Source organism: Streptomyces natalensis ATCC 27448, from assembly GCF_000935125.1.
GTDB classification, from domain to species: domain Bacteria; phylum Actinomycetota; class Actinomycetes; order Streptomycetales; family Streptomycetaceae; genus Streptomyces; species Streptomyces natalensis.
In genome coordinates this window covers 880,893-905,044 of record NZ_JRKI01000061.1, presented here as the reverse complement: position 1 = coordinate 905,044, position 24,152 = coordinate 880,893, and the positions used below count along the sequence as shown (strand labels likewise).

Annotated in this window: 27 protein-coding genes; 26 read left to right on the top strand and 1 reads right to left on the bottom strand. The window is 65.6% G+C overall.

Translation table 11 applies throughout. The features are described 5' to 3' along the window. Positions 1-20 precede the first annotated feature (20 nt). The 24 genes from SNA_RS34780 (at position 21) to SNA_RS34675 (ending at position 18,940) form a co-directional block, all read left to right on the top strand. On the top strand, positions 21-1,466 hold the full coding sequence (locus SNA_RS34780; protein ID WP_030066744.1) for a phage portal protein: 1,446 nt from the start codon (positions 21-23) through the stop codon (positions 1,464-1,466). After that, positions 1,450-2,436 (top strand): VG15 protein, encoded by a 987-nt coding sequence (locus tag SNA_RS34775; protein ID WP_030066745.1) that lies wholly within the window; start codon positions 1,450-1,452, stop codon positions 2,434-2,436. Before SNA_RS34780 ends, SNA_RS34775 begins: the two co-directional genes overlap by 17 nt. Positions 2,437-2,492: 56 nt before the next feature. Continuing rightward, positions 2,493-3,014, top strand: coding sequence for a hypothetical protein (locus SNA_RS34770; protein WP_051877330.1), 522 nt, complete (start codon positions 2,493-2,495; stop codon positions 3,012-3,014). A 75-nt stretch (positions 3,015-3,089) separates the two neighbouring features. Then, complete coding sequence (locus SNA_RS34765) at positions 3,090-4,061, top strand: phage major capsid protein (RefSeq protein ID WP_030066747.1); 972 nt, start codon at positions 3,090-3,092, stop codon at positions 4,059-4,061. A 10-nt stretch (positions 4,062-4,071) separates the two neighbouring features. Further along, positions 4,072-4,446: a hypothetical protein gene (locus SNA_RS34760; RefSeq protein WP_030066748.1), complete on the top strand. Its 375-nt coding sequence runs from the start codon at positions 4,072-4,074 to the stop codon at positions 4,444-4,446. Between the two features lie 316 nt (positions 4,447-4,762). After that, a complete protein-coding gene (locus SNA_RS40830) occupies positions 4,763-5,059 on the top strand; it encodes a DUF5403 family protein (RefSeq protein WP_338059846.1) in 297 nt (98 codons plus the stop codon). Next, positions 5,056-5,463: a hypothetical protein gene (locus SNA_RS34750; RefSeq protein ID WP_030066750.1), complete on the top strand. Its 408-nt coding sequence runs from the start codon at positions 5,056-5,058 to the stop codon at positions 5,461-5,463. Before SNA_RS40830 ends, SNA_RS34750 begins: the two co-directional genes overlap by 4 nt. A gap of 67 nt (positions 5,464-5,530) precedes the next feature. Further along, positions 5,531-6,148: a phage tail tube protein gene (locus tag SNA_RS34745; protein ID WP_241779949.1), complete on the top strand. Its 618-nt coding sequence runs from the start codon at positions 5,531-5,533 to the stop codon at positions 6,146-6,148. Between the two features lie 82 nt (positions 6,149-6,230). Beyond that, positions 6,231-6,578, top strand: a complete 348-nt coding sequence (locus SNA_RS34740; RefSeq protein ID WP_030066752.1) for a phage tail assembly protein — start codon at positions 6,231-6,233, stop codon at positions 6,576-6,578. Between the two features lie 749 nt (positions 6,579-7,327). Then, positions 7,328-9,661: a phage tail protein gene (locus tag SNA_RS40825; RefSeq protein WP_241779948.1), complete on the top strand. Its 2,334-nt coding sequence runs from the start codon at positions 7,328-7,330 to the stop codon at positions 9,659-9,661. Position 9,662: 1 nt separating this feature from the next. After that, positions 9,663-10,535: a phage tail domain-containing protein gene (locus tag SNA_RS34735; protein WP_030066753.1), complete on the top strand. Its 873-nt coding sequence runs from the start codon at positions 9,663-9,665 to the stop codon at positions 10,533-10,535. 10 nt (positions 10,536-10,545) lie between these two features. Beyond that, positions 10,546-11,553 (top strand): hypothetical protein, encoded by a 1,008-nt coding sequence (locus SNA_RS38770; protein WP_051877331.1) that lies wholly within the window; start codon positions 10,546-10,548, stop codon positions 11,551-11,553. A gap of 81 nt (positions 11,554-11,634) precedes the next feature. Continuing rightward, positions 11,635-12,738 (top strand): hypothetical protein, encoded by a 1,104-nt coding sequence (locus SNA_RS34725; protein ID WP_338059845.1) that lies wholly within the window; start codon positions 11,635-11,637, stop codon positions 12,736-12,738. After that, a complete protein-coding gene (locus SNA_RS34720) occupies positions 12,722-13,471 on the top strand; it encodes a hypothetical protein (protein WP_030066756.1) in 750 nt (249 codons plus the stop codon). Before SNA_RS34725 ends, SNA_RS34720 begins: the two co-directional genes overlap by 17 nt. Next, positions 13,458-13,703, top strand: coding sequence for a hypothetical protein (locus SNA_RS34715; protein ID WP_030066757.1), 246 nt, complete (start codon positions 13,458-13,460; stop codon positions 13,701-13,703). Before SNA_RS34720 ends, SNA_RS34715 begins: the two co-directional genes overlap by 14 nt. 16 nt (positions 13,704-13,719) lie before the next feature. Beyond that, positions 13,720-13,962, top strand: a complete 243-nt coding sequence (locus SNA_RS34710; protein WP_030066758.1) for a hypothetical protein — start codon at positions 13,720-13,722, stop codon at positions 13,960-13,962. A 139-nt stretch (positions 13,963-14,101) separates the two neighbouring features. Beyond that, positions 14,102-14,758 (top strand): hypothetical protein, encoded by a 657-nt coding sequence (locus tag SNA_RS43490; RefSeq protein ID WP_030066759.1) that lies wholly within the window; start codon positions 14,102-14,104, stop codon positions 14,756-14,758. A gap of 125 nt (positions 14,759-14,883) precedes the next feature. After that, a complete protein-coding gene (locus SNA_RS34700) occupies positions 14,884-15,912 on the top strand; it encodes an Lsr2 family DNA-binding protein (protein ID WP_037790550.1) in 1,029 nt (342 codons plus the stop codon). Positions 15,913-16,139: 227 nt separating this feature from the next. After that, positions 16,140-16,856 carry a PD-(D/E)XK nuclease family protein gene (locus SNA_RS34695; RefSeq protein ID WP_078970421.1) on the top strand — a complete coding sequence of 239 codons (717 nt, stop codon included), beginning with the start codon at positions 16,140-16,142 and terminating at the stop codon, positions 16,854-16,856. A gap of 121 nt (positions 16,857-16,977) precedes the next feature. Next, entirely contained in the window at positions 16,978-17,703 is a 726-nt protein-coding gene (locus SNA_RS34690; protein ID WP_030066761.1) for a recombination directionality factor, read from the top strand. A 73-nt stretch (positions 17,704-17,776) separates the two neighbouring features. Then, entirely contained in the window at positions 17,777-18,049 is a 273-nt protein-coding gene (locus SNA_RS34685) for a hypothetical protein (RefSeq protein WP_078970395.1), read from the top strand. An 83-nt stretch (positions 18,050-18,132) separates the two neighbouring features. After that, a complete protein-coding gene (locus SNA_RS34680; RefSeq protein WP_037790552.1) occupies positions 18,133-18,312 on the top strand; it encodes a hypothetical protein in 180 nt (59 codons plus the stop codon). Next, the gene (locus tag SNA_RS42980; protein WP_157880179.1) at positions 18,312-18,560 is read left to right on the top strand and encodes a hypothetical protein; all 249 of its coding nucleotides are present in this window, start codon (positions 18,312-18,314) and stop codon (positions 18,558-18,560) included. The genes SNA_RS34680 and SNA_RS42980 overlap by 1 nt, the downstream gene beginning before the upstream one ends. Further along, entirely contained in the window at positions 18,557-18,940 is a 384-nt protein-coding gene (locus tag SNA_RS34675) for a hypothetical protein (protein ID WP_157880178.1), read from the top strand. The genes SNA_RS42980 and SNA_RS34675 overlap by 4 nt, the downstream gene beginning before the upstream one ends. On the opposite strand, the gene SNA_RS34670 is transcribed toward SNA_RS34675, so the two are convergent. Next, a complete protein-coding gene (locus SNA_RS34670; protein ID WP_241779947.1) occupies positions 18,941-19,096 on the bottom strand; it encodes a hypothetical protein in 156 nt (51 codons plus the stop codon). It lies immediately after the preceding gene. A gap of 469 nt (positions 19,097-19,565) precedes the next feature. Between SNA_RS34670 and SNA_RS34665 the strand changes: the two genes are divergently transcribed. After that, a complete protein-coding gene (locus tag SNA_RS34665) occupies positions 19,566-22,010 on the top strand; it encodes a phage/plasmid primase, P4 family (protein ID WP_241779946.1) in 2,445 nt (814 codons plus the stop codon). A 170-nt stretch (positions 22,011-22,180) separates the two neighbouring features. Continuing rightward, positions 22,181-24,004 carry a DNA polymerase gene (locus SNA_RS34660; protein WP_241779945.1) on the top strand — a complete coding sequence of 608 codons (1,824 nt, stop codon included), beginning with the start codon at positions 22,181-22,183 and terminating at the stop codon, positions 24,002-24,004. Positions 24,005-24,152: the final 148 nt, after the last annotated feature.

The following is a 24,152-nucleotide window of genomic DNA, read 5'->3' as shown; positions in this document are numbered from 1 at the left end:
TTCATTAGCACCCGGGAGGGGTGAACTTGGTCGTATCGGAGATCACCCCGCTTGAGGCGACGGATACGGGGCTTGCTGGGCTTATGGCGGACCGGGAGCGGCTGGACCGTATTCACCGGTACCTGAAGGGCGATCACGACGGCCCGTACATGCCGCGCAATGCGTCAGAGGAGTACAAGCTTCTGGCCAAGCGCGCGGTGTCCAACTGGCTGCCCTTGCTGGTGAAGACGCCGGCCCAAGCACTGGCCGTTGAGGGCTACCGCCGCGCCGGTCAGGCCGGCGACCCGGCGGCCACGTCGGTGGAGTGGGAGGCATGGCAGGCCAACCGGATGGATGGCCGGCAGATGGCCGTACACCGGGCGGCGTTGGCCTACGGGCAGGCATTCGTCACGGTCCTGCCCGATCTGGCGGACCCTTCGCGGGCGATCATCCGCGGGGTATCGCCCCGGCTGATGTACGCGGCGTACGAGGACCCTGCCGCTGATGAAACCCCGCTGTGGGCCATCCAGTTGGAGGACCACCCGCAGGAGGGTGAGGAACAGCGGGCGTGGCTGTACGACGCGGAGGGCGTCACAGAGCTGGTGATTGGGGGCAAGAACGGCCCGCAGGTGGCCGGCTTCCGCGCCCACAACCTGGGTGTGTGTCCCGTGATCCGCTTCGCTCCGGACATTGACCTGGAGGGCGTGGTCACGGGCGTGGTGGAGCCCATGATGCCGATCCAGGATCGGGTAAATCAGACTACTTTTGATCTTCTCGTGGCCCAGTCGTTCGGCTCGTTCAAGGTGCGAACCATCAGCGGCATGGCGCCGGAGTTCGAGCGCGACCCGGAAACCGGGGAGATCGTCTACGACCCCCGCACAGGCAAGCCGCGTGTGGTGCCTATCCAGGCGGACGCGTCGCGTTTCCTGGTGGCTCCTGACCCGGACACGAAGTTTCAACAGCTCGATGAAACCCCGCTGGCGGGGTTCCTTGAGGCGATTGAGGCCGCTGTCCGCGCGCTGGCCGCCGTGAGCCAGACCCCACCCCACTACCTCCTTGGCTCCCTGATCAACTTGTCCGCGGAGGCGTTGGCCGCCGCGGAGGCGGCACTGACCCGGGCCGTGGACGAGTACAAGCATGTGTTCGGCGAATCTTGGGAGTTGGCCCTCCGCCTGTGCGGGCGGATTGCTGGCGTGGGCGAGGATGACAAGGCCCAAGTCCTGTGGAAGGACGCCGAATCTCGCTCGCTGTCCCAGACCGTGGACGCGCTGGGTAAGGCCGTGCAAATGCTGAACGTTCCGGCCCGCGCGCTGTGGTCCCGCATTCCCGGGGCGACTGCCACGGACGTGGAGCAGTGGGCGCAGATGCAAGAAGACGATGACCCAGCCCTCCGTCTGGCTGACTCCTTGACCCGCGCCAGTGCGCCGGCTCCAGCGCCGGCCCTGCCTGATGGGGAGGAGTCGTCCAACGATGCCGCAGCAGCGTGAGGTATCGCGGCTCCTTGAGGATCACCAGCGCGTCCAGGCCCGCATCGGCGCGGGAGTCTCTGCCCAGGCCCTGGCGGCGTGGTCGCGAGTCTCGCCCACGTCGCTGACCGCATCGGCTACCGCGTGGCTGGCCTCCATCCTGACCGTGATCCGCCGGGAGCGGACACGATCGAGGGAGGCCGCCGCATCGGTCTATCGACTGCACCGGGCCCTTGAGACTGGCTACACCCTGCCTCCGCTGGCCGGCGACGGTGCCGGCGACAGTGTGACGCTCGGGGAGCTGCGGGAGGACTGGGCGCAGTACACCGATGCCCCGCATGTGGAGCGGCCAGACGATGAGGAGGCCGTCCAGGTCGAGGAGATCGAATGGCCGGAGGAGGACACCGCCGGCCAGGATGCGGCGGCCCAAACGTCGCTGGTCGTCACGGGCCCGGTCCGCGCTCAGCAGGGCATTGAGCGGGTTTCCGGTGGTGACCAGCGCGGCCGACTGGATGACGCGGATTTCCTGGAGGAGCTGGAGAGCGTCATGGGCGACGCCGGCACCGGTTCGGCGGGAGCCGCGGACCGCGAAGCGCTGCGGGGTGGGCGGGACTTGCTCCGCGATGCTTCCCGCGCGGATCCGCGGGTGATCGGCTGGGCGCGCGTCACGGATGGCGACCCGTGCTCCTGGTGCGCGATGTTGGCCAGTCGTGGAGCGGTCTACCGCTCTCGCGAGATTGCTGGCATCCGGGGCCGAACGGGACGCGGCATGGCGCCTGTTGAAGATCCAGAAGACCTCCAGAAGTACCACGATCAATGCCATTGCCAAACGGTCCCGGTCTACTCGCGGACCGCCTTCCTCCCAGACGCCTCCGCGCAGTACGCGCAGGACTGGCGCCGGGTGACGCAGGGGCTCGCAGGCGCTGAAGCCCGCGCCGCATGGCGCCGGCACATCGACAGCCAACGTCGCGAACGTCGCCGCACTATCTGACCACTTCGTTGCAGCCTGGCCCGGTGGCGGGCTGCCTGGCCCCAGGAGGCTTTTCCTTGGATGAGCAGAACGCGCCCTCTGCCGAGACGGACGAGACGCCGGAACATGTTCCGGACCCCACGGCAGAAGACGCCGGCCTGGGCCAGGAGCCTGCCGCGGAGAGCCCGGGGGGCGACTCCGAGCGGGACGAGGCTGGGCTTCCCGACTGGGCACGCACCGAACTGGCCGACGTCCGCAAGGAGGCCGCCAAGTACCGCGTGGCTGCCAAGGAACTGCGGGAGTCGCTGGCGAAGGCCAAGAGCCCGGAGGACTTCGCGGCGGCCACAGCGCGCGTGGCGGAGCTGGAGACCGAACTCCACCGTGAGCGCCTGGCCCGTACCTACCGGCTCCCGGACGTGCTGGCGGCCCGCGTCACCGGCGACACCGAAGAGGTCCGGGAGGCGGACGCCAAGGCCATGGCGGAGGCATTCCACACGCGGGCGGTCGGTCTGGGCCGTGGCGGGCTGGACCCCAGCGAGAAGACCACACCGAAGGACCCGGCCGCTCTGGCGGGATTGATCCCGCGCCGCCGGCGCTGATCGACCCGCGCGCCGCGCTCACACCTGCACGGCCCCTTGACCGGGGCTTTTTCTATGCCCTAGGGGGACGCCGCAATGGCGAATCGTTTTCTTAAGCCTGAAGTCATCGCATCCGCGGCCTTGGGACTGCTGGAGCGGGATCTTGTCCTGACCAACCTGGTGTGGACGGACGGGGCGTTCGACTTCACCGGCGCCAAGAACGACACAGTGACCATCCGCATCCCGGCCCGGCTCAAGGCTCGTGAATACGGCTGGCGCAACGATCGGTCTGAGGCCATCGTCATGGACGAGCTGCACGAGGACCGAATAGACGTCAGCCTCCACAAGGACATTTACAGCGCGGTCCCGGTGACAGACGAGGAACTGACGCTGGATATCGCGGACTTCGGGGAGAAGATCCTCGCTCCGCAGACCCGCGCGATCGCGGAGGCCGTAGACGACAACGTGGCCGCGCTGATCGAGAACGCGCCCTACCGCACGACCCTGCCCCTGGACGGCCGCGATCCGTATGTGTCCGTGGTCGCCGCTCGCAAGACCCTGAACCGGTCCTTCGTTCCGAAGGGCGGCCGGTACCTCCTGGTGGGTTCCGACGTGGAGGAGAAGATCCTTCTCTCCGAACGGTTCAACCGGATGGACTCCACAGGGGAGGGTGCGGCGGTCTCGGCGCTTCAGGAGGCCACCGTGGGCCGGATCGCTGGCTTCACGGTCGTGACCAGCGAGGCGATTGACCCGGAGGCCGCTTACGCCTTCGTGCCCTCTGCCTTCGCAGTCGCCACCCGGGCGCCGGCGATCCCGGACGGGGCTGCCTTTGGCTCCTCACAGAGCTACAACGGCCTGGCCATGCGCTGGATTCGTGACTACGACTCCGCCCGACTCCGGGATCGAAGCGTGGTCAACATCTTCGGCGGGTTCAACGTGATGCGCGATCCCGTTGGGGATGAGCGCCCGGACGGGACGCGGGAGAAGGGCCTTGTTCGCGCGGTGAAGCTGGATCTCAACGCCACGCCGGCCCCGGCTCCGACCCCGCGCCGATCCACCTCGAAGTAAGGCGGCCCGCATGACGGAGCCGCTGGCGAGCGTGGAGGAACTAACCGCCCGCCTGGGCTACGGGCTGGAAGGCGAAGAGCGTGTGATGGCGGAGGCCGCCCTTGCGGATGTCTCCGCCACAGTGCGCGCGTATGGGCTGCCCTGGCCGACCCGAGCCATGGCGCCGGCGGTGGTTGTTGCGGTGGTGTTGGCGGTCGCTGAACGTCGTGTCCGGAACCCTGAGGGGTACCGGGCGGAGAGTCAGGGCGGCTATCAGTACCAGCTGCCGGCCACTGCCCCCACGGGCGTGGAACTGACACCCGTAGAGATCCAGCTCATCCGCTCACAAGCTGGCATGGGCGGGCTGTATGCCGTTCCGGTTGAGCGGTACGGAGGCACACTGTGAGCCTCCTCGACCATGGGCCGGACCAGATCACTGTCTATCCCGCCGTACTCGAAGACGACGGATACGGCGGCACGCAGCCGGCCGCCGGGGAGCCCATCCGCCTCCAGGCCCGCGTCATGCCTATGCACAGTGACGGGGCGGGAGAGGCGGGCTACCTGACACAGACCACGTACCGGGTCACAGCCCGCACGCTCCCCGCTGGCCCGTGGTCACGGGTGGAGTGGCGGGGCGAGACCTGGACTGTTGTCGGTGACGTAGAGCGGTATGGCGGTAGCCGCCCCATTGCTTTCGCCGCGGCGACGATCCGTAAACGGGGGTGACCGTGGCGTACGTAGACCCGCGCCTAAGCGCTATCGCGGCCCATCTGCCCGAAGTGAAGACGCAAGTACGGGCGGAGCTGAGCCGGAGGGCTAGTCATGTGCAGGCAGTCGTATCGGCGCATGTGGCTACGGGCGCACTGGCCCGTTCGCTGGACGTGGAGACCAACACAACGGACAGCACCGTGAGCATCGCAGACCCGGCCGTTGAAGCCATCAATTACGGGCACTGGACTGCCGGAGAGAACCCCGCCTATGTGGAGGGCATTCACGCGATTGAGGCAGGTCTTACGTGATTCCAGTCCTGCCCGACATTGACGAGCTGGTCACCAGTGCCCTGCGGGAGGGACTGCCGGGCGTCACGGTGCGGGTGCTGTGGCCCGAGGACTGGCAGCATGCGCTGCCCCTGGTGGTGGCTCGTCGTGTCGCTGGCGCGGCAATCAGTCCCGTTGGCCTGGACGCTGCCGTGATTGACGTGCAGTGCGCGGCCAGTACCCGGCGTGAGGCGTCCGCCCTGGCCCGTACAGCGCGGGCGGTACTGCTGAGAGCCTGCGTGGCCCAATATCACGGCGTAGACGGCTACTTGAGCCACGGCGAAGACATTGCGGGCCCTTTCGAAATCCGCACGGGAATGCCCGAGCCGGGAACGGACCTCTTCCGCTTCCAGGCCAGCTACCGCGTGACCGCGCGCCCTCTCTAACTCCCTGACCTTTCCCTTGTCGTCTCCGGGCGGCTTTCTATGTCTTGCTGGAGGCTCCTATATGCCCATGAATGACAATGCTGTCATTGTGCCGGGGAATGGATACATTTACTTCGCCGAACCCAACACTCCGAAACCCACACACATTACCGACCCGCTGAAGCCAGGTCCGGAGTGGACAAACATTGGTCATACTTCACGCGATGACCTACCGGAATTCGACCGTGACGGCAAAGACGCAGAAGCCATCGGATCTTGGCAGAACTCCACGCTCCGTATGACTACGCCGGACATTACCTACACGGTCACATTTAAGGCTCTCCAGGCAAGTGCCGACACCTACCGGGCCTACTTCGGGGCGGATGAAGACGCCGTTCAGCCGGATGGTTCCATCCGCATTCCCGCCACTCCGGTTCCCCAGGTGAGGGCTTTGCTGGTCATCCTCGTGGACGGAAAGCAATTTGTGCCGCTGTGGCACCCGAGGGTTTCCCTCCTGGGCTCGGACAAAATCGAGATGAAGGAAAAGGAACTCGTTGCCTTCCCGATCAAGGGAACTTTCCTCAGTTCGCCGCTGATTGGCGGCGCCATTGGGGAATGGGCACAGATCCTTCCCCGCCAGACCTTCCGTCTGGATGGCGCTCCTTCCTCAGGCCCTATGCAGGACGGTTCAGTCGGCGCCTCGTAGGCCCGCCCGGCATACAGACACACGCCACCTCCTCACGTGTGGGGGTGGCCTCCGAATTCGATGCGACGAGGTAAACCCGGATATGAGTGCTGTCCTTTCCTGCGCTGACCTGATGGCGGAGGCGCAGACCGAGTACGCGGCGATGCCGTTGGAAACCCGAACAGGCCACGTTGTCCAGCTCCGCAATCTGCTGATGCTGTCACGAGAGGCCCTGAAGACGGCCCGTGTCCTTCTGGAGAAGCTCGAGAAGAACGCGGGCAACCTGGATGAGCTGGAGCCCATGCTCCGGGACCTTCTCCTGGTGATTGCGAGCGACCCCAAGGTTATGTCTGATGAAATGAAGGGCTGGCCTCTTGGAGTTTTCGTGCGTGTCGTGAACCTCTGGCAGGAGGCGACGCAGGCGGGGGAAGCGCAGGACTCGGGCAACTAATTGAGGACGGGCACGGCAGCGCACTACGGGCAGATCTACAGCGCTATTACGGCCTGGACCTGGCCGATATCTGGCGCGGTCTCCTCGCACCCCGCCGTGTCTGGCAGTTGACCGAGCATCTACCGGACGGATCCGAACTACCCGCGGCTCTGGCAGGCGACTCCGACCACCGAGGCTGGACGCTTCAAACGCATTTGATGGCGCATCTCCTGGACGCTGTGCGTCTGGCAGACGCCCACAACATCCGCGTAAACGGCGGCAAGTTGAAGCGTGATCCCAAACCAATTCCAAAGCCCGGAGCAGTGCCCGCGCGGGGTCCGCTGAACCTTTCCGCTCATCCACTCGCGCAGCCACTACCAGATCACTACAGACGGGGGTGACGTATGGCCGGACCTGGCGGGCGGGAGGTAGGGCGGCTCTCTATTCGGGTTCTGCCCGACACCTCGAATTTCGCCACATCTCTACAGGGGTACTTGGATCGCATCGAGTCTCGCGCCCGGGTCCAGGTCAAAGTCCTTGCCGACACACGGGAATTCTCGTCCGACCTACGTGCACGTCTGAGTCGCTCACGGGAACAGACCAGTGTCCCCGTCACCCCGGACCTCTCTCGATTCGCGGCTGATCTGCGGGCGGGACTGTCCACAGGTGGCGCGCGAATGCCGGTCCGCCTGGAGGTGGCGGACGGCGAGATAACCCGGCTGCGTGCGGAGCTGGCGCACGTAACTCCGCCACTGACCATTTCGGCCCGGGTGGACGCCGACCGCTCCGGGCTGGACTCCTTGAGGTCCGAGATGTCCTCGCTGGGCAAATCGGGTGGCGGAGCCTCCGGGGGCGGGATCATGGAATCCCTCACGAATTGGCGTCGGCTCGCAGCCGCAGCATCGCCACAACTCGCCGCCCTCTCAACCTCGCTGGCACACATGGCGCCGGCTGCCGGTCTCGCGGCCCCGGCACTGCTCGCGATGGGGAGCGCCGGAGCGGTGCTAAAAATCGGCCTGTCCGGCGTCGATAAGGCGCTGATGGGGAATGCCAAGGCGTTCGCCAAACTAACTCCTGCCGCACAACAATTCGTCATCCAGTTGCGGGCTCTCTCCCCGGCGTGGAAAGAGGTTAAGTCGTCAATCACCACGGCCCTGTTCAAGGGCATGGGCGACTCCTTGAGTAAAACGGCGACGTCGGTTTTGCCTGTCCTTAGGTCAGGGCTCACGGGGACAGCTGGGGCACTAAATCAGATGGCCCGTAACGCTATGGGCATGCTCAAGGCATTGGCCGATACCGGAACGCTGAAAACTGCGCTGTCTGGCGCTACGGCCGGTCTTAAGAACATGTCGAGCCTTCCGGCTGTCATCATCCAAGGTCTGACCCAGATAGGTGCGGCAGCGGCTCCCGCATTCCAGAGGCTAACGGCTGCCGCGGCAAATGCGCTTACTAATCTCTCCGCTCGTATGACGCTGGCTTTTAACTTCGGCACCATGGAAGGCGCCATCAATCGCGCGCTGGTCATTGCGCGAACATTGTTCGGTACGCTGCTCAATCTGGGCCGGACGCTGTCAAATGTTTTCGGACCGGCCGCACAAGCGGGCGCGGGATTCTTGGGTATCCTTTCTCGAATAGCCGCGACGGCCGCGAAGATCACAGCAGCACCGCAGGCTCAGGCTACATTCACCGCGCTCTTCCAGACGCTTTCGGCACTGGGCGGTGTAATTTCTGGCACGCTTGGCGCGGCACTTCGGGTCGTTATGAGTCTGCTGAGTTCGTTGGTCGCGAAAGTGGCCGGACCGCTCCAGAATTTGGCGGCCACGCTCGGCCCGATTTTGGCGAAATTGGCCGGACAATTGGGTGCAGCGCTCAAGCCTGTCGTCACGTCTCTCGCCTCCGCCCTTGGCGTGATATTGCCGGTTGTCGGCAAATTGGCTGGCCAGTTGGCAGGAGTTTTGGGGCCCACCCTGATTCGCGTGGGTGCACTCATAGGCAAACTTGCAGGCACCGTTCTGGGGACGCTAAAGCCAGTCCTTTCCGCCCTCCCCGCGGTTCTTGGCCCCATCCTGAAAATTGCTGGCTCGCTTTTCGGGATCGTCTTTAAAATCGCCGGACAACTCATTTCAGCCTTGAAGCCATCTCTCGTCAGCATCGGAAAATCACTAGGTCAACTGATGGTCGCCCTCGGGCCACTGGTCCGGATTTTGGGCTCGGTGCTGATGGCTGCACTAAAGGCACTTATGCCTGTGATCCGCCCCATTATTGGCATCATCGGTAAGCTGGCTCAAATTTTCGCCAAAGTGCTCGCATCTCAGATCACAAATATCGTGGTGCCTGCTATTCATCTGATTACCAGTCTCCTGCGCGGCGATTTCTCCGGAGCGATACAAGCGACGAAACGGCTACTCACAGGAATCAAAAACCACTTCGGGGTCATCTTCAAGGCGATTGGCCAAATCGTTCTTTTGGGAATCACAAAGCTCCTGCCGATTTTCGCTAGGCTGGCGCTCCAGGCGCCTGTCTACATTGCGAAAATGGGGGCAAGGCTTGTCCTCCATATCGGAACGGCGATGAGGCGAATGGGCGCATCGCTGCGGGCGCATGCTCCGCAAATTCTCGCCTTTTTCGCGAGCCTTCCGAGTAGGGCTGTGAGGGCTATGGGGAATCTCGGTGGCTATCTGGTCAATGCTGGTAGTCAACTCCTAAGCGGGTTCATCCGGGGTATTGCCTCTCGGATTTCTGGAGTGAAAAGCGTTCTTCAGGGAATCACGCACAGCCTGACATCCTGGAAGGGACCGGCGTCTCTGGACCGGCGAATCCTGACACCCAACGGCCGTTTGGTCATGGATGGATTCATGTCCGGGATTTCGGACCAAGTTCCGGCTCTGCGGCGGGAGTTGGGAGGCATCACCGACAACCTTTCTATGTGGGTCGGAGGATCCGCAGCGATGGGGCCGGAACATGTTCCGGTCGGTTCCGGCCTGGGCCTCATGGGCCCGGCGGGTGGGGGTGCATCGGTGCAGATCGAGCACTTTCACGCGGGCGGTATTTCGCCCCAGCAAGTTGCCCGCGAATTGGAATGGCGCATGAAGGCACGGGGGTGACGTGGACGACCTGATAACCCAGGACGGCCAAATGCAGTGGGGCGGCCTCCTGTTGGGAGAAAGGACTTCCTACGTAGGAGTGCAGCTCACCGGCTGGGATGACTTGCCGGACATGGAGAACGGGACCGTGGCCATGCCTACCCAACACGGGGCATGGCCCGGCCCGCTGCTGGCCGGTACCCGAGCCCTTACGTGGGACTTCCGCATCCTGCCGTCCCGTCGCCAGGACTTCCCCCTCCTGCTGGATCGGCTCCGCCGGGTCACTGGCGTCCGCCAGGAGGAACAGCCCCTTGTGATCCAACTCGCCGGCGCCCGCCGGCTGATGTGGGCCCGCGTCACGAAGCGCGCCCTCACTGCGGATCGGACGTACACCCGCGGGGAGCCCACCGGCTCCCTGGTGTGGGAGGCGTCCGACCCCCGGCGCTACGAAGTGACCCAGCGTGTGGCAAAGACGAGGCTCCCGCGGGCGGAACCTGGCCTTGCCTGGCCGCTGACCTGGCCCCTGGACTGGGACAGCACCAAGGCAGGGGACGGCTGGCTGGAGGCAGAGAACACCGGGGAAGCCGCTACTCACCCGGTGGTGGTCTTCCACGGTCCCCTCAAGCTGCCCGCCCTCATCGATGAGGAGAGCGGCCGGGCCCTGGAGTACGCCGTGGCCCTGGGGCCGGACGACACGCTCACGGTCGATTGTGCGGCCGGAACCGCCGTCCTCAACTGGAGCGCTTCCCGTCTCGACACCGCGACGGCCCGCAGTGCGCCGGAGCGGACATTCACCTTGGAGCCGGGCCTCACGCGGCTCCGATTCAGCGCGGAGCCCGGTCCGTACGACCCCCGCGCTTCCGTCTCGATCTTTTGGCGTTCTGCCTTTTGGTAAGGAGAAACAGTTGACGGTACGTAGTGGCTGGCTTGTCACACGCTCCGAGTGCGGCGCCGGCCAGAGCCGTGAGGACACGCGGCTGGTCCCCGTGGGCAGCATGACGCCCACCGGCGAGATGACCACACGTGGCGGCGTGATCCCAGGTGGCGACCCGTTCGCCCTGGCCCGCGTCAGCGACATGCAAGCGGCCATCGGCGTGGGTCGGGCGATCGTCCAGGGCCGGGCCGGACAGGGCGCCTACCCCGTAGCCGTCACAGCCCCGGAGGTGCTGGCCTTCGCGGATGGCGACCCCCAGAACCCACGCATTGACGCCGTGGTGATCCGTGTCCTGGACGCGCAGTACGACGCCGCGGGCTACGACGTCGCCCGCCTGGAGGTCATCCAGGGCACCGCCTCCGCCCACCCTGTGGCGCCGGTCGTGGCGGGCACCGCGGAACTTCTGTATGAGGTGACGATCCCGGCTGGCGCGTCCCAGTGGACCGGTGGCCTGGACTGGGCCACAGCAGTGACCGACCGGCGCCGGAGCACAGCCTCTGTCGGTGGCATCAACCCGCCCGGCTGGTCCGATAGCTGGTCCGGCTCCTACGTCGGCCAGTACCGCGACAGCGCCGGTGGCCTGGAGCGCTGGGACGGCTCCGCCTGGACGCCGTACCCCTCCCCGGAGGCGCCGGCGGCCTGGGTGCCCGTCGCGCTGGCGGAAGGCTTCAACAACGACGGCAACAACGCCGGGCCGCTCCGGTACCGGCGCATCACGATTGCCGGCGTTCCACACATGCAATGGCGGGGCGGTATCAGCTGGTCCACCAAGGGCCAACCGCCCAACGACGGCAGCCTTTTGGCCAAGCCGCTGCCTGACGGCTTCCGCCCCGAACGGCACAGCCCGGTTGCTGCGGCTGCCGGCGGCGTCCCGATGAAGATCGATTTCACCAAGGCGGGCCAAGTCCGGCTGATCGTCCCGGAGGGCGTCACCACCTGGGCGGCCATTACCGGAATCACGTATCCGTTGGACAAGTAGAGGGGGTGGTGGAGGGTGCCGGAACATGTTCCGGACCTACCGTTCCGCCTCCTGTTCACGGACCTGGGAACGGACCGGCTCTTGGACGCCTTGCCGGTCAAGGGGCTGAAGTTCGATGACTACATAGGCAAGGCCGGATCACTGGCAGGAACCATCCCGATCCCGGACCGCTCCATGTCCGCCCGCGTGCAACAGGCCATACGGCCTGGCCGTACGGCGGTGTGGGTGGAGCGGGGCCGCGAACTGTGGTGGGGCGGAATCGTGTGGACGCTCACGCCCCAGGTGGACGACCACGGATTTGTGACCGCAGACCTTCAGGCGGCCACCTGGGACAGCGCCCTGGACCACCGCATCATTTACGACCGGCAGACCGCCACCAACCTTGATCAACTGGCTATCGCGCGCCAGCTCGTGGACTACGCCCAGATGCAGCCGGCCGGAGACCTGGGGATCGTCATGGACTCGGCGCAGACCTCCGGCGTACGCCGGAACCGCAAGGTGGGCGGTGATGAAGTACCGAAGGTCCGGGAGGCCCTGGATGACCTGGCCAAGGTGGACAACGGCTTTGAGTGGCGGATCAGGGTCTCCCGCTCGGAGGCCGGCGCACGCATCAAGGAATTGCAGCTCGGATTCCCGGTGATCCGTACCGGTCAGCGCCCGCTGATGCTGACCTACCCGGGCAACGTCCTGGCCTACTCGTGGCCGCAGGACGCCACCAACGTGGCGACCGTGTGGCAGTCGCGCGGGGCCACCACCAACAAGAACCAGGCGCGGGGCACCACGCCGCTTCTGTCGGAACGCCTGGAAGCCGCGAAGGAGCTGGCGGCAGGCTGGCCCCGGCTGGATGGCAGCAGCGACTACAACACCGTGCGCGACGCCAAGACACTTAACGAACACGCCCGCGCGGACCTGGACGCCGCAAGGCAGCCGGTCACCATCCCCACTCTGCGCGTGAGGCTCGATGACCAGATCACCCCCGACTTGATCGGGGCAACCGTGCGCCTGCGCATCGCGGACACCTGGCATTACGAGGGCCTGGACGCCTCCTACCGGGTGGTGGGTTGGCAGGCAACGCCAGCTGAACGCGGAGCCGGCGCCAGCCTGGAACTGTATTTGGAGGAGAACGTTGGCCAACGTGCCGCAGGACATAACGGATCGACTCAAGAGGGTGGAGCGGCAGCTTAGAGACCTGACCAGCGCCGCGAACAAGGCCCCGGCCCTGGACGAGATCCAGCGCGGTGACGTGGTGATCGGCGAAGGCGGTCAGCTCCGCGCCGAAACCCCGGACGGCAAGCGGGTTCTCGCGGTTGGCCAGACTCCACGGGAGGACTGGGGCACCATCCTTGGCCGGCAGGACGGCACACAGGCTCTCGCGGTGGGGGTGGATCGCACCGCGCATGACGCCCAGATGATCCGGCTGTTCAGCCGGAGCGGTGAGGCGATCGTCATGGATGATCCGTGGGCGGACGGCTACCTGGGCCGGCCGGCCCTGCCCATCCCGTGGCAGCCCACCCCGGGATGGACCACCGCGAGCAAGGCGAAGAGTGGAACCGTCAGTTGGTACGCGGCCACCCGCATCCAGTGCCCGGTCCTCCACCTCATCACTGAGACGCACGCGCCGGCTGGAGCTACAGCGAGCGTGGTCCTGGAGTGCTCCACCGGGGACGGCTACGAGGAGTGGGAGACCTGGACGGCTGTAGGCGGCCGTGCCGGCGCGTGGACCACGCACACCGTGACACGACCCATGCACGGGATCAGCCACTTCACCCACGTGACGTGGCGCATCCGGCACCGCGTCAGCAAGGGCGCCGGCCGGATCACCACCCACGTCATCGGCGCTTACCAGCGCAACACGCTGGCCAAGGACGAGGTGCCGAAGGCGCCAGGAGAGGAGGGAGAGGGCGGTGAGCCCAAGTGACCAGGACGGGGACCGGCTGGAGGTGACGATCTCTGCGCGGGAGATCTACGACCAGGTAACGGGCGCGCGCCACGACCTCCACGACATGCGCCAGGACCTGGAGGCGGTGATCCACACCCAGGAAGCACAGGGCCACCGGGTGGATCGGCTGGAGCGGTGGATGGCGGCCCTGCCCCTGACCGTGCTGGGCACGCTCGGGGCGCTCTACCTGGCGGCCACCAAGGGCGCTTAACAGAAACGGAGAACAGATGATCGAGGCAATACGGGCATGGCTGCGGGCCAACCCCGTGAGGGTGCACGCGGCGGTTGCGGCCCTGGTCGGGTGGCTCAGCCACCAGTACCCCCAGATCAACACAGCCATCGGCAGTAAGGAGCTGGTGGCGGTCCTGATGGGACTGGTCACGCTCGCACTGGGTGAGGCTGCGTCCCGGCAGGTGGCCAAAGCCAAGGCGGCAGCCAAGACGTACGACGGCAGCAAGCTCAGGGAGTGAACGCAGGCCCGGACGGGCCGGACTCAGGTCCGGTCGGTCCGGGCCTTTCTTAATCCAGCCTTAAATACGGAACACCCCCGTACGGGGTCAAGTTAGTGATACCTTACCTACCCGTCAGCACCCGACGGGAAGGCTTCCCATGACCGACAACAGCCCCGCGATTCTCGCCGCTCTAGAAACCGCGTGGGAGGTTATCCAGAGTCGGCACCCGGACCTACCGGCGGTGACGATCACCACAGGTATGGCCGTGAAGCGGGACGGGCTGAACTGGAGCTTGCGCGACGCGGTGGCAGCCCAGGAGGCCACAGCGGTGGTCTCGACAGAACCGCCGGAGCTGCGACTTTCCGGGGAAACGCTCCAGGCCGGCCCGGTGGCGGCACTTACCGCGATGCTTCACCAAGCCACACATGCACAGTGCGCCCTGCGTGGAGTGCGAGACTCAACCAACCGAGGTAAGTGGCACAACAGGCGGTTTCGCGAAACCGCCGCAGAATTCGACCTTGCGTGGCCTGAGGGGCAGCCCCGGGACATGAAACGGGGGTTCGCGGACGTTCACTTGACCAAGGAAGGGCAAGACGCGTACGCGCCCCTCCTCGATGCACTGGACGGCGTGCTCAAGACGTGGAAGCGCACGGCGAAGAAGGCGGCAGCCGCAGCACCGAAGGCCACAGGGCGCACGGACTCCCGACTGGTCCTGACCTGCGGATGTGGGCGCAAGGCGTACATGGCCAAGACCAGCTATGCCCAGGGCGGAGTCACCTGCGACGTGTGCGGGGAGAAGTTCACGGTTCGCTGACACAACACAACCCGTACGAGGGTGTGTTGTGTTACGGTTCTCTTGCTCAACCACCGGAGAAGGCAAGACTCCGGTGGTGGCACTCCAGCACGGCACTGAAGACCAGAACCCAGGAGGGGGCCACTATGGCGGCCAAGGAGACAAACGCCAGCAAGCAAGCGCCGGCCAAGGACACCAAGAAGACCGCGGGGCGGCGTGCGCCTGCCAAGCCCGCACAGACCAAGGCCCCGGCTCGCCCTTCGGCCGACGCGGCGAAGAACGCAGAGATGCGTGAGTGGGCTAAGTCGGTCGGTTACGAGAACGTAGGCTCTGGACGGGTTCGGGCGGCGATCCGAGAGGCGTTCGAGAAGGCCCATCAGACGGCAGCGGCAGCCCCGGCGACGCCTTCAACAGACGAGATCACCGCGCGCATGGCGGAGAAGACCGTGGAGAAGGAGAAGGCCGCGGACAAGGCGGCGGCCCTTGCTCGCCGCGTGGTGGAGGGAAACATCGTCGGCGGTCCGAGCCCGACCGCTCTCACGGCGCTGAAAGACCCGAAGGTCTCCGAGATCTACAACGCCACCAAGCCTCTGGTGACGGAGTATGGCCAGGTGGAGGGGCGGGCGACGGAACTTCTTCGGGCGATCTCCCACAAGCTCATGGACCTTCGGAGCCTCTTCAAGGACGACGCCGGTCGCACCGACTGGAACGGCGGCTCCGCGCAGTACCGGGCGGTGGCTGATGCCCTCCTGAGGGAGGCCGGTATCCCCGCTGACAGTGAAGGCAGTACTCGGCGGGCCATCGGCCACCACATCGAGGACCGTAAGCGGGAGCGCATCCCGGCGAAGGAGCATGCCTACTACGGGGTGCAGGCTCTCACGCGGGGACAGCGCCAGGGTCTCGCGCAGAAGCAGGCCAAGGCCCTGGTGGAGGTGGACAAGGGTGTGAAGGACGCCAAGAAGGCCAAGGGTTCGGCAGATGGCGCCCAGATGGTGGTCCTTGCCCGCAAGATCGACGCCGGCATTTCGGCTTACCATGAGGCACAGCTTTCGGCCCTGAGCCCGGCACAGCGCAAGACCTTCCGCCAGACGCTTGAGGAGACTCGCGCCAAGGCGGACGCCCTCTTGGCCAAGCTCCAGGAACTCGAATCGCCTGCCGCTGGCGATACCGCCTGACCGTCCTGCAGAACGCTCAACAAGCCCCCGCTCCACGCCCGGAGCGGGGGCTTTGCGCTGTCTGTTCCGGAGCCGCGTAACCCTTCCCAGACAACTCCCCCGGAAGCCGCAAGCGGCCTTAGAAGGCCCTGTAGTAGGGGAGTTGGGCATTGGGAGCCCTTAGCACCATCACGCGCGGCGGGAGCCGCTTCTACGTCGATAGCGACTCCGGAGCCAAGGCCCCGGGCGTGACCTCCATTCTGTCAATGCAGCCAAAGCCCTTCTTGCAATTCTGGGCGGCCAAGACCGTGGCTCAGGCAGCAGTGACCAACGTCGGCTCTCTGGTGGGTCTGGCTATGCAGGACCCGGCCGGCGCAGTCGATTACCTCAAGGGCGCCCCGAGGCGCATCACCAAAGAGGCCGCGGAAACCGGCACCGCCGCTCATGACCTCTTCGAGCGTCTGGCACGGGGCCAGAACCCGGGCCGCGTCCACCCCGAACTTGAGCCTTTTGTAAGGCACTTCCGGGAGTTCCTTGAGACGGTGAAACCCCGCTTCCTCTACATCGAAGACGCCATTTGGAGTGACAGCCACAACTACGCCGGTTCTTTCGATGCGATCTGCGAAATCGCTGGCGAAGTCGTGATGTTGGACTTCAAGACCACGCGCTCCGGCGTCCATGAGGACGTGGCCCTCCAGCTTGCTGCCTACAGCAATGCGGACCGCATCATCCGCGCCGACACCGGCGAGTCCGAGCCCCTGCCTGTCATCGAGGCGGCGGCCGTCCTCCACGTCCGCCCGGAGGGCTGGAAGCTCGTGCCCGTGCGCCACGCACCGGAGCTGTTCGACGTGTTCTTGCACCTTAGGGCGGTCTTCGACTGGGACCGAGAGATCAAGCGCGGAGTGATCGGCCGACCGGTCGCCTCCGGCGGTGAGGCAGAGACCGGCAGCCAGCGCCGCAAGTAGCCGGCGTGGGGCTGTAACGGCCCCCAGACAACGACACCGAGCCAAGGCCCCGGGGCGGCTGTTCCTACGCCCCCGGGGTCTTGCGCTGCCCACACCGTCAAGCGAATTCAAGTGAGGCCGCGTGTCCCTGCGCATTTTCGAGACCGACCCCAATGCTCTGCCGAAGACCTTCAGCTCCGATTTCGTGGGCCGCTTCCGAGCCGGTCAGCTTCTCAACAACAGGCCCGTGGCCCTGCCTGCCTGGCGGATCACCACCGGAGATCCGGAAGTGGCCGATGCCGTGGCCGGCCTCTACGGCGGCACCCCGCAGGAGTGGGAGACCACCAAGGAAGACAACCGCGAAGTCCTGACCACCGCGGACAGCGTGCGCGTCATCGTGGAGGGCGCGGAGGCGATCTCCTCCCGCATGGCCTTGTACGGCATGCAGGGCGTCATCCATGCCTGTGACGGCGTCAGCTTCCTGGAGCCGGAGGAGGACCGCGGGAAGCCGTGCGGCTGCCCGACCGACTTCAAGGAGCGCCGGGCCCTGGCGAAGAGCGGCCGTGGCCCTAAGCCGGATATCCGAATCAGCTACCGCCTGGCTGACGCTCCCCACCTGGGGGTCTTCCGGCTGGTGACCTCGTCCTGGGACTTCACCCGGTCTCTGCCGGCTACTCTGACCGCGCTGGACAAGGTGCAAGGGCCGGCCCTGTGTGACCTGTACCTGGAGCTGGTGGAGTTCACGACCTCCGCTGGCGTGGACGTGACCTACCGCCACCCCCTCCTCAAGGTCCGCGGGCCGGCTCCGGCAGACGTGGAGGCGGCGCTGCCGTCGCTGAGCAAGTCCCTTGATGAGCCCCCGTTCTAGTTCTGGGCCGTCACTTTCTCAAGCGGGACCACTGCAACGCCCCGTAACCACGCTCAGCATGAGGAGAGTTCGCTTGAGCAAGAGAGGTCATATCCACGACTTCACCGGAGCCCCGATCGTCGTGGGGGACACCGTGGTCTACGCGACCCGCCAGGCCAACCGCGTGAGGATGACGGAGGCCGTGATCCTCAAGACCACCTCCGCCATCATCGGTGGGCGCGTCGTGCCCCTGCTCAAGGTGAAGCCCACCGGCCAGGAGTCCGGGTTCGTTCGCCGGCGGAGCTTCCGTGTGGAGACCATCGCGGCTGAACACGTCGCGGTCACGATCCCCGGTGACGACATTTAGAACCCTCGTCCGTACCGGCCCCCGTCGCACTACGGCGGGGGCCTTGTCGTGACCGGAACATGTTCCGGTCAGAAGGAGCGACATTGAACGCCCTGGAGATCAGGGGAAGTCAGGCCCCGCCGCTGGGGGAGATCCGCGCCCTGGCAGGCGGGGAGGTCCACCTCTTCGCGTCCGCACGGGAGCGGGAGGACTGGCCCCGGTACATCGACGCCTTGGCCTCTGCCATCGCGCGTGGCGTGAGCGTGAAGTGGGTGAGGCTCTGATGGCGCGCACCATTGCAGTAGACGCGGACCGGGTGTACCGCGCCGTGATCGTTCAGACCTACGCGGCCAACGCTGAACAGCCCGAGCGCACGATTCGGCACGCGGAAGGGCCGTATGGCGCAGAGGCTGTCGCGCGTCGGCGAGCCACACACTGGAAGAACTTCGCGCAGGAACACGCAGGTTGGGGCCCATCTCGAATTGAGGCGTATGTGGAGAGCGCAGCTCTCGCCTGGGAGCGGGTGGAGTGAGCAACCCGAACAAGGCACGGGGAACCGCCTGGGAGACAGCCATAGTCCGGTACCTGAATGAGGTGTTGGGTGTTCCGCTGACTGAGAGCGGGGCGCCGAAATTCGGTGCCCGTCACCTGTTGCCGATCCGCAGAAAGGTGCAGACCGGCCGACACGACACAGGCGACATCGACGCTTACCCGTTCGTGCTGGAGGCCAAGGACGAGAAAGCGCACCGCCTCTCGGCGTACGTGGAGCAAGCCAACCAAGAGGCGGTTAACGCCGAAGTGCCTTACGGGGCAGCCGTGGTCAAACGCCGCGGGAAGAACGTTCGTCACGGGTATGTCGTGATGGACCTGGAAACCTTCGGTCGAATACTGCGGGATGGGCGCGGGCGGTAGTTATTTGCGCCGCCAGAAGCTCATCAGATCGGCTAGGGCCCGGATGATCTCCGGCCGATGCTCTGCCTCGGTCTTCCGCAGGGTAATGACCAAAGCCAGCAACAGCATGAGGGCAAGAAGCGCCACAAAATAGATCAGCGCCTGGGGTGCTGACATCGCGAGTTCCTGCATAACGGCCCACATAACGCCCTCCGAGGCGGGTTGGCCGTCGCCTTCGAGAGGGTGCGTCGAAACGCGAACCTCAACGAAGACAGACGGATGTCTGTCAAGACACAGCGCCCGTCGACTGTGCGCCGCCATGGTCGGCAGCTATTCGTTGAGGTCTGTCGCAAAGACCGTCAAAGCAATATTGGGATTACGGGCTGGGCAATTTGCATCAGGCAAGAGTAGGTCGCGCCCAAGGCAAGACTCCTTCGCTTCATTCCACCCACATGATTTAGGGGCAGTCTGAGCGTCGGTTCCTAGGCCGTGGTCGTTACCGCAAAGCAAGCCTACAGAGAGCCCGTGGCGCGCGCCAACTGCCCAGCTCAAGCGGCCTCGTTGAACGCCGAAGGGCGGGCGTGTAACCGGTCCCAGACAACGGTCTGGACCGGTGCACGCCCGTCTTTTTGCGTTGGAGGGGATCTTGAAAAGTCTCGCGGAGTTCCTGGGCCGCTTCCCACAGGTTGTGGAGGAGCGCGGGGAGTACGGCGTCCAGTGCCCCGCCCACCAGGACACCCGCCCCTCCCTGTGGTTTCGACTCAAGGAGGACGGGAGCCTCCTGGTCAATTGCTGGGTGTGCCAGGACCGTGCCAAGGTGCTGGCCGCGCTGGACTGGAGCCCGGCAGACCTCTACGACTGGGCGCCGGGGGAGGGCGTCACGGTCTCCTCCAAGCCCGTTCCGGAAGACCTCAGTCCTGGGCATATTGCGAGCCTGGCCACCTACGTGGACACCACGAACCTGGCCTTCATGGGGGAGAGCGACGAGGCCGCGCGGGCGCGGACGTACGTCTGGCAGCGCTTCGGCCTCGACGCGGAGAAGGCCGCGGACCTGGGCCTGGGCGTGGACGCTCTGGGGGTAGACGAGGCGTTCCTGCACCGGTCGCCGGCCTACCAGCGCTACCCCCGCGTCACGGTCCCGCTCGTGGACTTCCACGGCGTCCCCAAAGGGCTCCAGGGCCGTGACCTGACCGGCGACTGTCCAGCACGTTGGGCCAGCCTTTCCAACCCCGATGGAGCCGAGTGGGCCAAGTACGGCGTGCTGCGTGCCGACAACACCGGGCCCGTGTTCATCACCGAAGGCCCCGGCGACGGGCTTACAGCCGTGGCTGCCGGCTATGACGCTGTGGCCATCCGGGGCGCCACATTGGCCGGCAATGCCGTGCTGGTGGAGGAGCTGACGGCCGGCCTGGGGGACAGAGAGGTGATCCTTGCCGGCGACCGTGACGCGGGCGGCGCCGGCTTTAACACCGCACTCGCTGACGCCCTCACCCGCGCTGGCCTCGTTGTCCGCCTTCTGGAGATACCCCACCAGGGGGACGACCTGACCGACTGGCGGGCCCGGGACGCCGACGCCTTCCCGGTCGAGTTGCGGACGACCGTCCGGCGAGCCGCTGTGCACGTCGTAGACGTCGCGACAGAGGAACCGGAACATGTTCCGGACCTCATCACGGAGATAGACGGGCCCCCGCTGCCCCTCACAGACCTGGGCAACGCGGAACGGCTGTACCGCCAACTGGGCGGCCATATCAGGATGGTGCCGGGCGTCGGCGTTTCCAAGTGGACCGGCCGACACTGGCGGACCATTCCACAAGAGGCCCTGTACGCGGACGTGCGGGCCGTGATTCAGGCCATGCCCCACGAGAGGGGCCAGGACCCGGTACAGCTGGCCAAACACGTGCTTGAGAGCCAGAACGCCAGCCGGGTCAAGGCCATGGTGTCCATGTTGGCGTCCATCCCCGGCGTCTACGCTGCCGCGGACGAGTTTGACGCCTTCCCTCACTTGCTGGCGTTCCGCAATGCGGTGGTGGACCTGCGTAGTGGCGCGATGCGTGAGCATGCTCCGCAGGACATGAACACCTACTTCGTGAACCTGGACTACGACGCGACCGCCCAGGCACCACGCTGGGAGCGCTTCCTTGCGGAGTGCCACCCCACAAGCCCGCAGACACCGGATTTCCTACGGATGTTGACCGGCTACGGCATCACAGGCCACGCCGTGGAACGGATCTTCGTCATGCACGTGGGGGAGACCACGAACGGGAAGACGACGTTCACGGACAGCCTGGAGAACGTGTTCCGGGAAATGATCAAGCGGGCGGACCCCTCGCTGTTCGAACGCCGGCGGGAGAATGGTGGACCCCGGGCGGACATTGTGGGCCTTCGTGGAAAGCGGCTGGTCCTCTCCAGTGAGTGGCCGGCCGGCATGAAATTGGACCAAGCCCTGATGAAGTCGCTGACCGGCGACCAGTCGATTACAGCCCGCGGCGTCTACGCCCGGTCGGAGATCACGTTCCGGCCCACGGCTCTGGTCCAGGTGGACACGAACTATCCGCCGGATGTGGACGCAACGGATGCCGCGCTGTGGCAACGCGTCCGTGTCGTGCCCTGGCTGGAGGACTTCCGCGGGCGGGAAGACCGACACCTCAAGTCGGCACTTGCCCAGGAGAGCGCCGGGATAGCCGCCTGGGCAGTGCGGGGGGCTATCGAGTGGTACGCCCAGTACAAGGCCGGCAAGGGCCTGACCTTCCCGGCAGCCGTGGAAAAGGCCACTGCCCGATACCGCGACGCCTCCCACCCTCTGAGCGGGTTCATTGAGGCCGGCGGAGACGAATTCGAAGTAGTGGAGGGGGAGTTCACGACCCGGACGGAGGTCTGGGAGCGCTACCAGACGTGGTGTGAAGACTCCGGCATCCGGCACCGCATGACCAAGCCACGGGTGTTCGCGGCTGTGCGCTCCTTCCCCGGCGTGGCTGAAGGGGCCGGCAGCGGCGTGCACAGAGGCATACGGGGGTTCCGCCACCTGCGCGACTGCCGGGCCGTGAAACCGGCCCCAGACAACACCGGTGACATCTTCGGCCAGCCGAAGTAAGAACCGCGACACCACCGAAAAGGGGGTCGGCCTGCGGGCCGGCCCCCTTTCGCATGCCGCGACGCAGGCCGGCACCGCCTCACGGCTGCCGGCGGCTGGCCCCGCACCGGGGAGCAACCTTGCGCACGTACCGCCACCACATAGCCGGCACGGAGACCACCATCCACGCTGTGGAGACCCAGGAGGACGGACAAGAGGCCGTCCAGTGGCTCAAGCGCCACAACCCGCGGTCCCTGGCACTGGACACCGAGACCTCCGGCCTGAACATCTACAGCCCAGACCACCAGCTCCGGACAGTCCAGTTCGGCACTGGTAACACCGCCTGGGTCATCCCTGTGGAACGCGGCCCCTACTTCCAGGCCCTGGCGCGTGGCGTCGTGCTCAAGGCTCCAGAGCTGGTGATCCACAACGCGGCCTACGACCTCTTGGTGTTGGATCGCCACGGCATCGCACCACTGGAAGAGCTAGCTCCGAAGGTCGTGGACACCAAGATCCTGGCTCACCTGTGCGACTCCCGGCAGGACTATGAAGGCGGAGTGGGAATCAGCCTCAAGCCCCTGGCGGCCCACTACGTGGACCCAACCGCCCCTGACACTCAGGCTGGCCTGAAGAGCGCTTTTCGCGTCTACGGACTTACAGAACAGACCGGATGGTCTGGAATTCCGTACGAGGACGAGACGTACCAGCGATACGCGGGACTGGATGTGTTGATCACTTTCCGCCTTCTCCCAAAGCTGAATGTGGAGATTCACCGGCTGGCTATCCCGGATCGACTCGTGGAGTTCGAACACCGCTTGATGGCGATATGCGCACGAATGCAGCGCACAGGAATGCGCCTGGACGTCGAGTACACCCGCGGACTTCTAGACCGCCTGGAGCGGGACGCCGAACACCATGCCCGCCGTGCCGCTCGCTATGGCGTGCAAAACGTCAACAGCACATCGCAAGTCGCCAGCGCTCTGACGGGGATGGGCGAGATGCTTACCGAAGTCACCGCGTCAGGGTCCCTCCGCGTGGATAAGGCTGTCCTCCTAGACCTGGCGGACCTTGACGACCAATGGAACCCGCGCGCCAGCCGGCGCCCAAACCCGCTGGCTGATGCGGTTCTTCATGCCAAGCGAGCGTCCCGCTGGCGCACGTCATACGCGCTGGCCATGTTGGAAGGCCGCGACGCCAACGACCGCGTACACCCCAGTATCAACACGCTTGGAGCCCGCACCGCCCGCGCCAGTGTCTCCGGCCCGCCTCTGCAACAGCTCCCATCCAGGGACTGGACGATCCGCCGCGCGATCGTGGCGGAGCCAGGGCGGACGTACTTCTCCGTGGACCAATCCAGCGTGGAGCTAGTGGTGTTGGCCGCTTTGTCACAGGAATCACGCATGTGTGAGGCAATTAGGCAAGGGCGTAACCTACACGACTTCACCGCAAAATTGATGTTTGGTGAAGGATTTACGAAGGAACAACGCAATCTGGCCAAGGTCGCCGGCCTGGGTACGAGCTATCAAGGAGGGCCGCAGGCTCTCGCGCGACAGACCGGCCTGCCTGTTTCTGTCATGCGCGACACCCTCAACCGGTACGCCCGCGCCTACCCCGGCATCAAGCGATGGGCCGGGGCTATGCAGCGCCACGCCCTGGCCAACGGGTGCGAAGTCCGGACGCCTTCGGGCCGCCGGCTGGTTTTGGACCGGGATAAAACCTTTCGAGTGGTCGCCTACCTGTGCCAGTCCACGGCCCGGGACACGATGGGTCAGGCGCTCATCGACCTTGAGGCCAAGGGGCTGACGGACTACCTCAACCTTTGGATTCATGACGAGGTACTGGGCACTGCACCGGAAGCGGAAGCGGCAGATATCGCCGCTGAAGTCGCGGAAACCGTGCGTATGTCGCTCTTCGGAGTGCCCATTGATGCCGAAGCAGATGTATACGGCCGAACATGGGCAGGTGGTTACGGACTGCCAGATGAATGGCAAGTCCCGGACGCTCAGGGCGTTTAACCCGACTGCCAGCCCTGAAACGCACGGTTGTGTGAAGGTTGCTTTGGGTGACAGTCGAATGTCCTTGATCCCCGTACGGGTCAATGACAGGTTGGCATATGCGCCACGGGGGAGTGGCGCACGAACTGGGGGTTCTTCATGCACGACC

What these genes read in the sequence shown, in the direction of transcription:
- SNA_RS34745 (WP_241779949.1), top strand. Translation starts at nt 5,531, where the DNA reads ATGAATGACAATGCTGTCATTGTGCCGGGGAATGGATACATTTACTTC.
- SNA_RS42980 (WP_157880179.1), top strand. Translation starts at nt 18,312, where the DNA reads ATGGCGCGCACCATTGCAGTAGACGCGGACCGGGTGTACCGCGCCGTG.
- SNA_RS34710 (WP_030066758.1), top strand. Translation starts at nt 13,720, where the DNA reads ATGATCGAGGCAATACGGGCATGGCTGCGGGCCAACCCCGTGAGGGTG.
- SNA_RS34775 (WP_030066745.1), top strand. Translation starts at nt 1,450, where the DNA reads ATGCCGCAGCAGCGTGAGGTATCGCGGCTCCTTGAGGATCACCAGCGC.
- SNA_RS34670 (WP_241779947.1), bottom strand. Translation starts at nt 19,096, where the DNA reads ATGTCAGCACCCCAGGCGCTGATCTATTTTGTGGCGCTTCTTGCCCTC.
- SNA_RS43490 (WP_030066759.1), top strand. Translation starts at nt 14,102, where the DNA reads ATGACCGACAACAGCCCCGCGATTCTCGCCGCTCTAGAAACCGCGTGG.
- SNA_RS34700 (WP_037790550.1), top strand. Translation starts at nt 14,884, where the DNA reads ATGGCGGCCAAGGAGACAAACGCCAGCAAGCAAGCGCCGGCCAAGGAC.
- SNA_RS34765 (WP_030066747.1), top strand. Translation starts at nt 3,090, where the DNA reads ATGGCGAATCGTTTTCTTAAGCCTGAAGTCATCGCATCCGCGGCCTTG.
- SNA_RS34740 (WP_030066752.1), top strand. Translation starts at nt 6,231, where the DNA reads ATGAGTGCTGTCCTTTCCTGCGCTGACCTGATGGCGGAGGCGCAGACC.
- SNA_RS34760 (WP_030066748.1), top strand. Translation starts at nt 4,072, where the DNA reads ATGACGGAGCCGCTGGCGAGCGTGGAGGAACTAACCGCCCGCCTGGGC.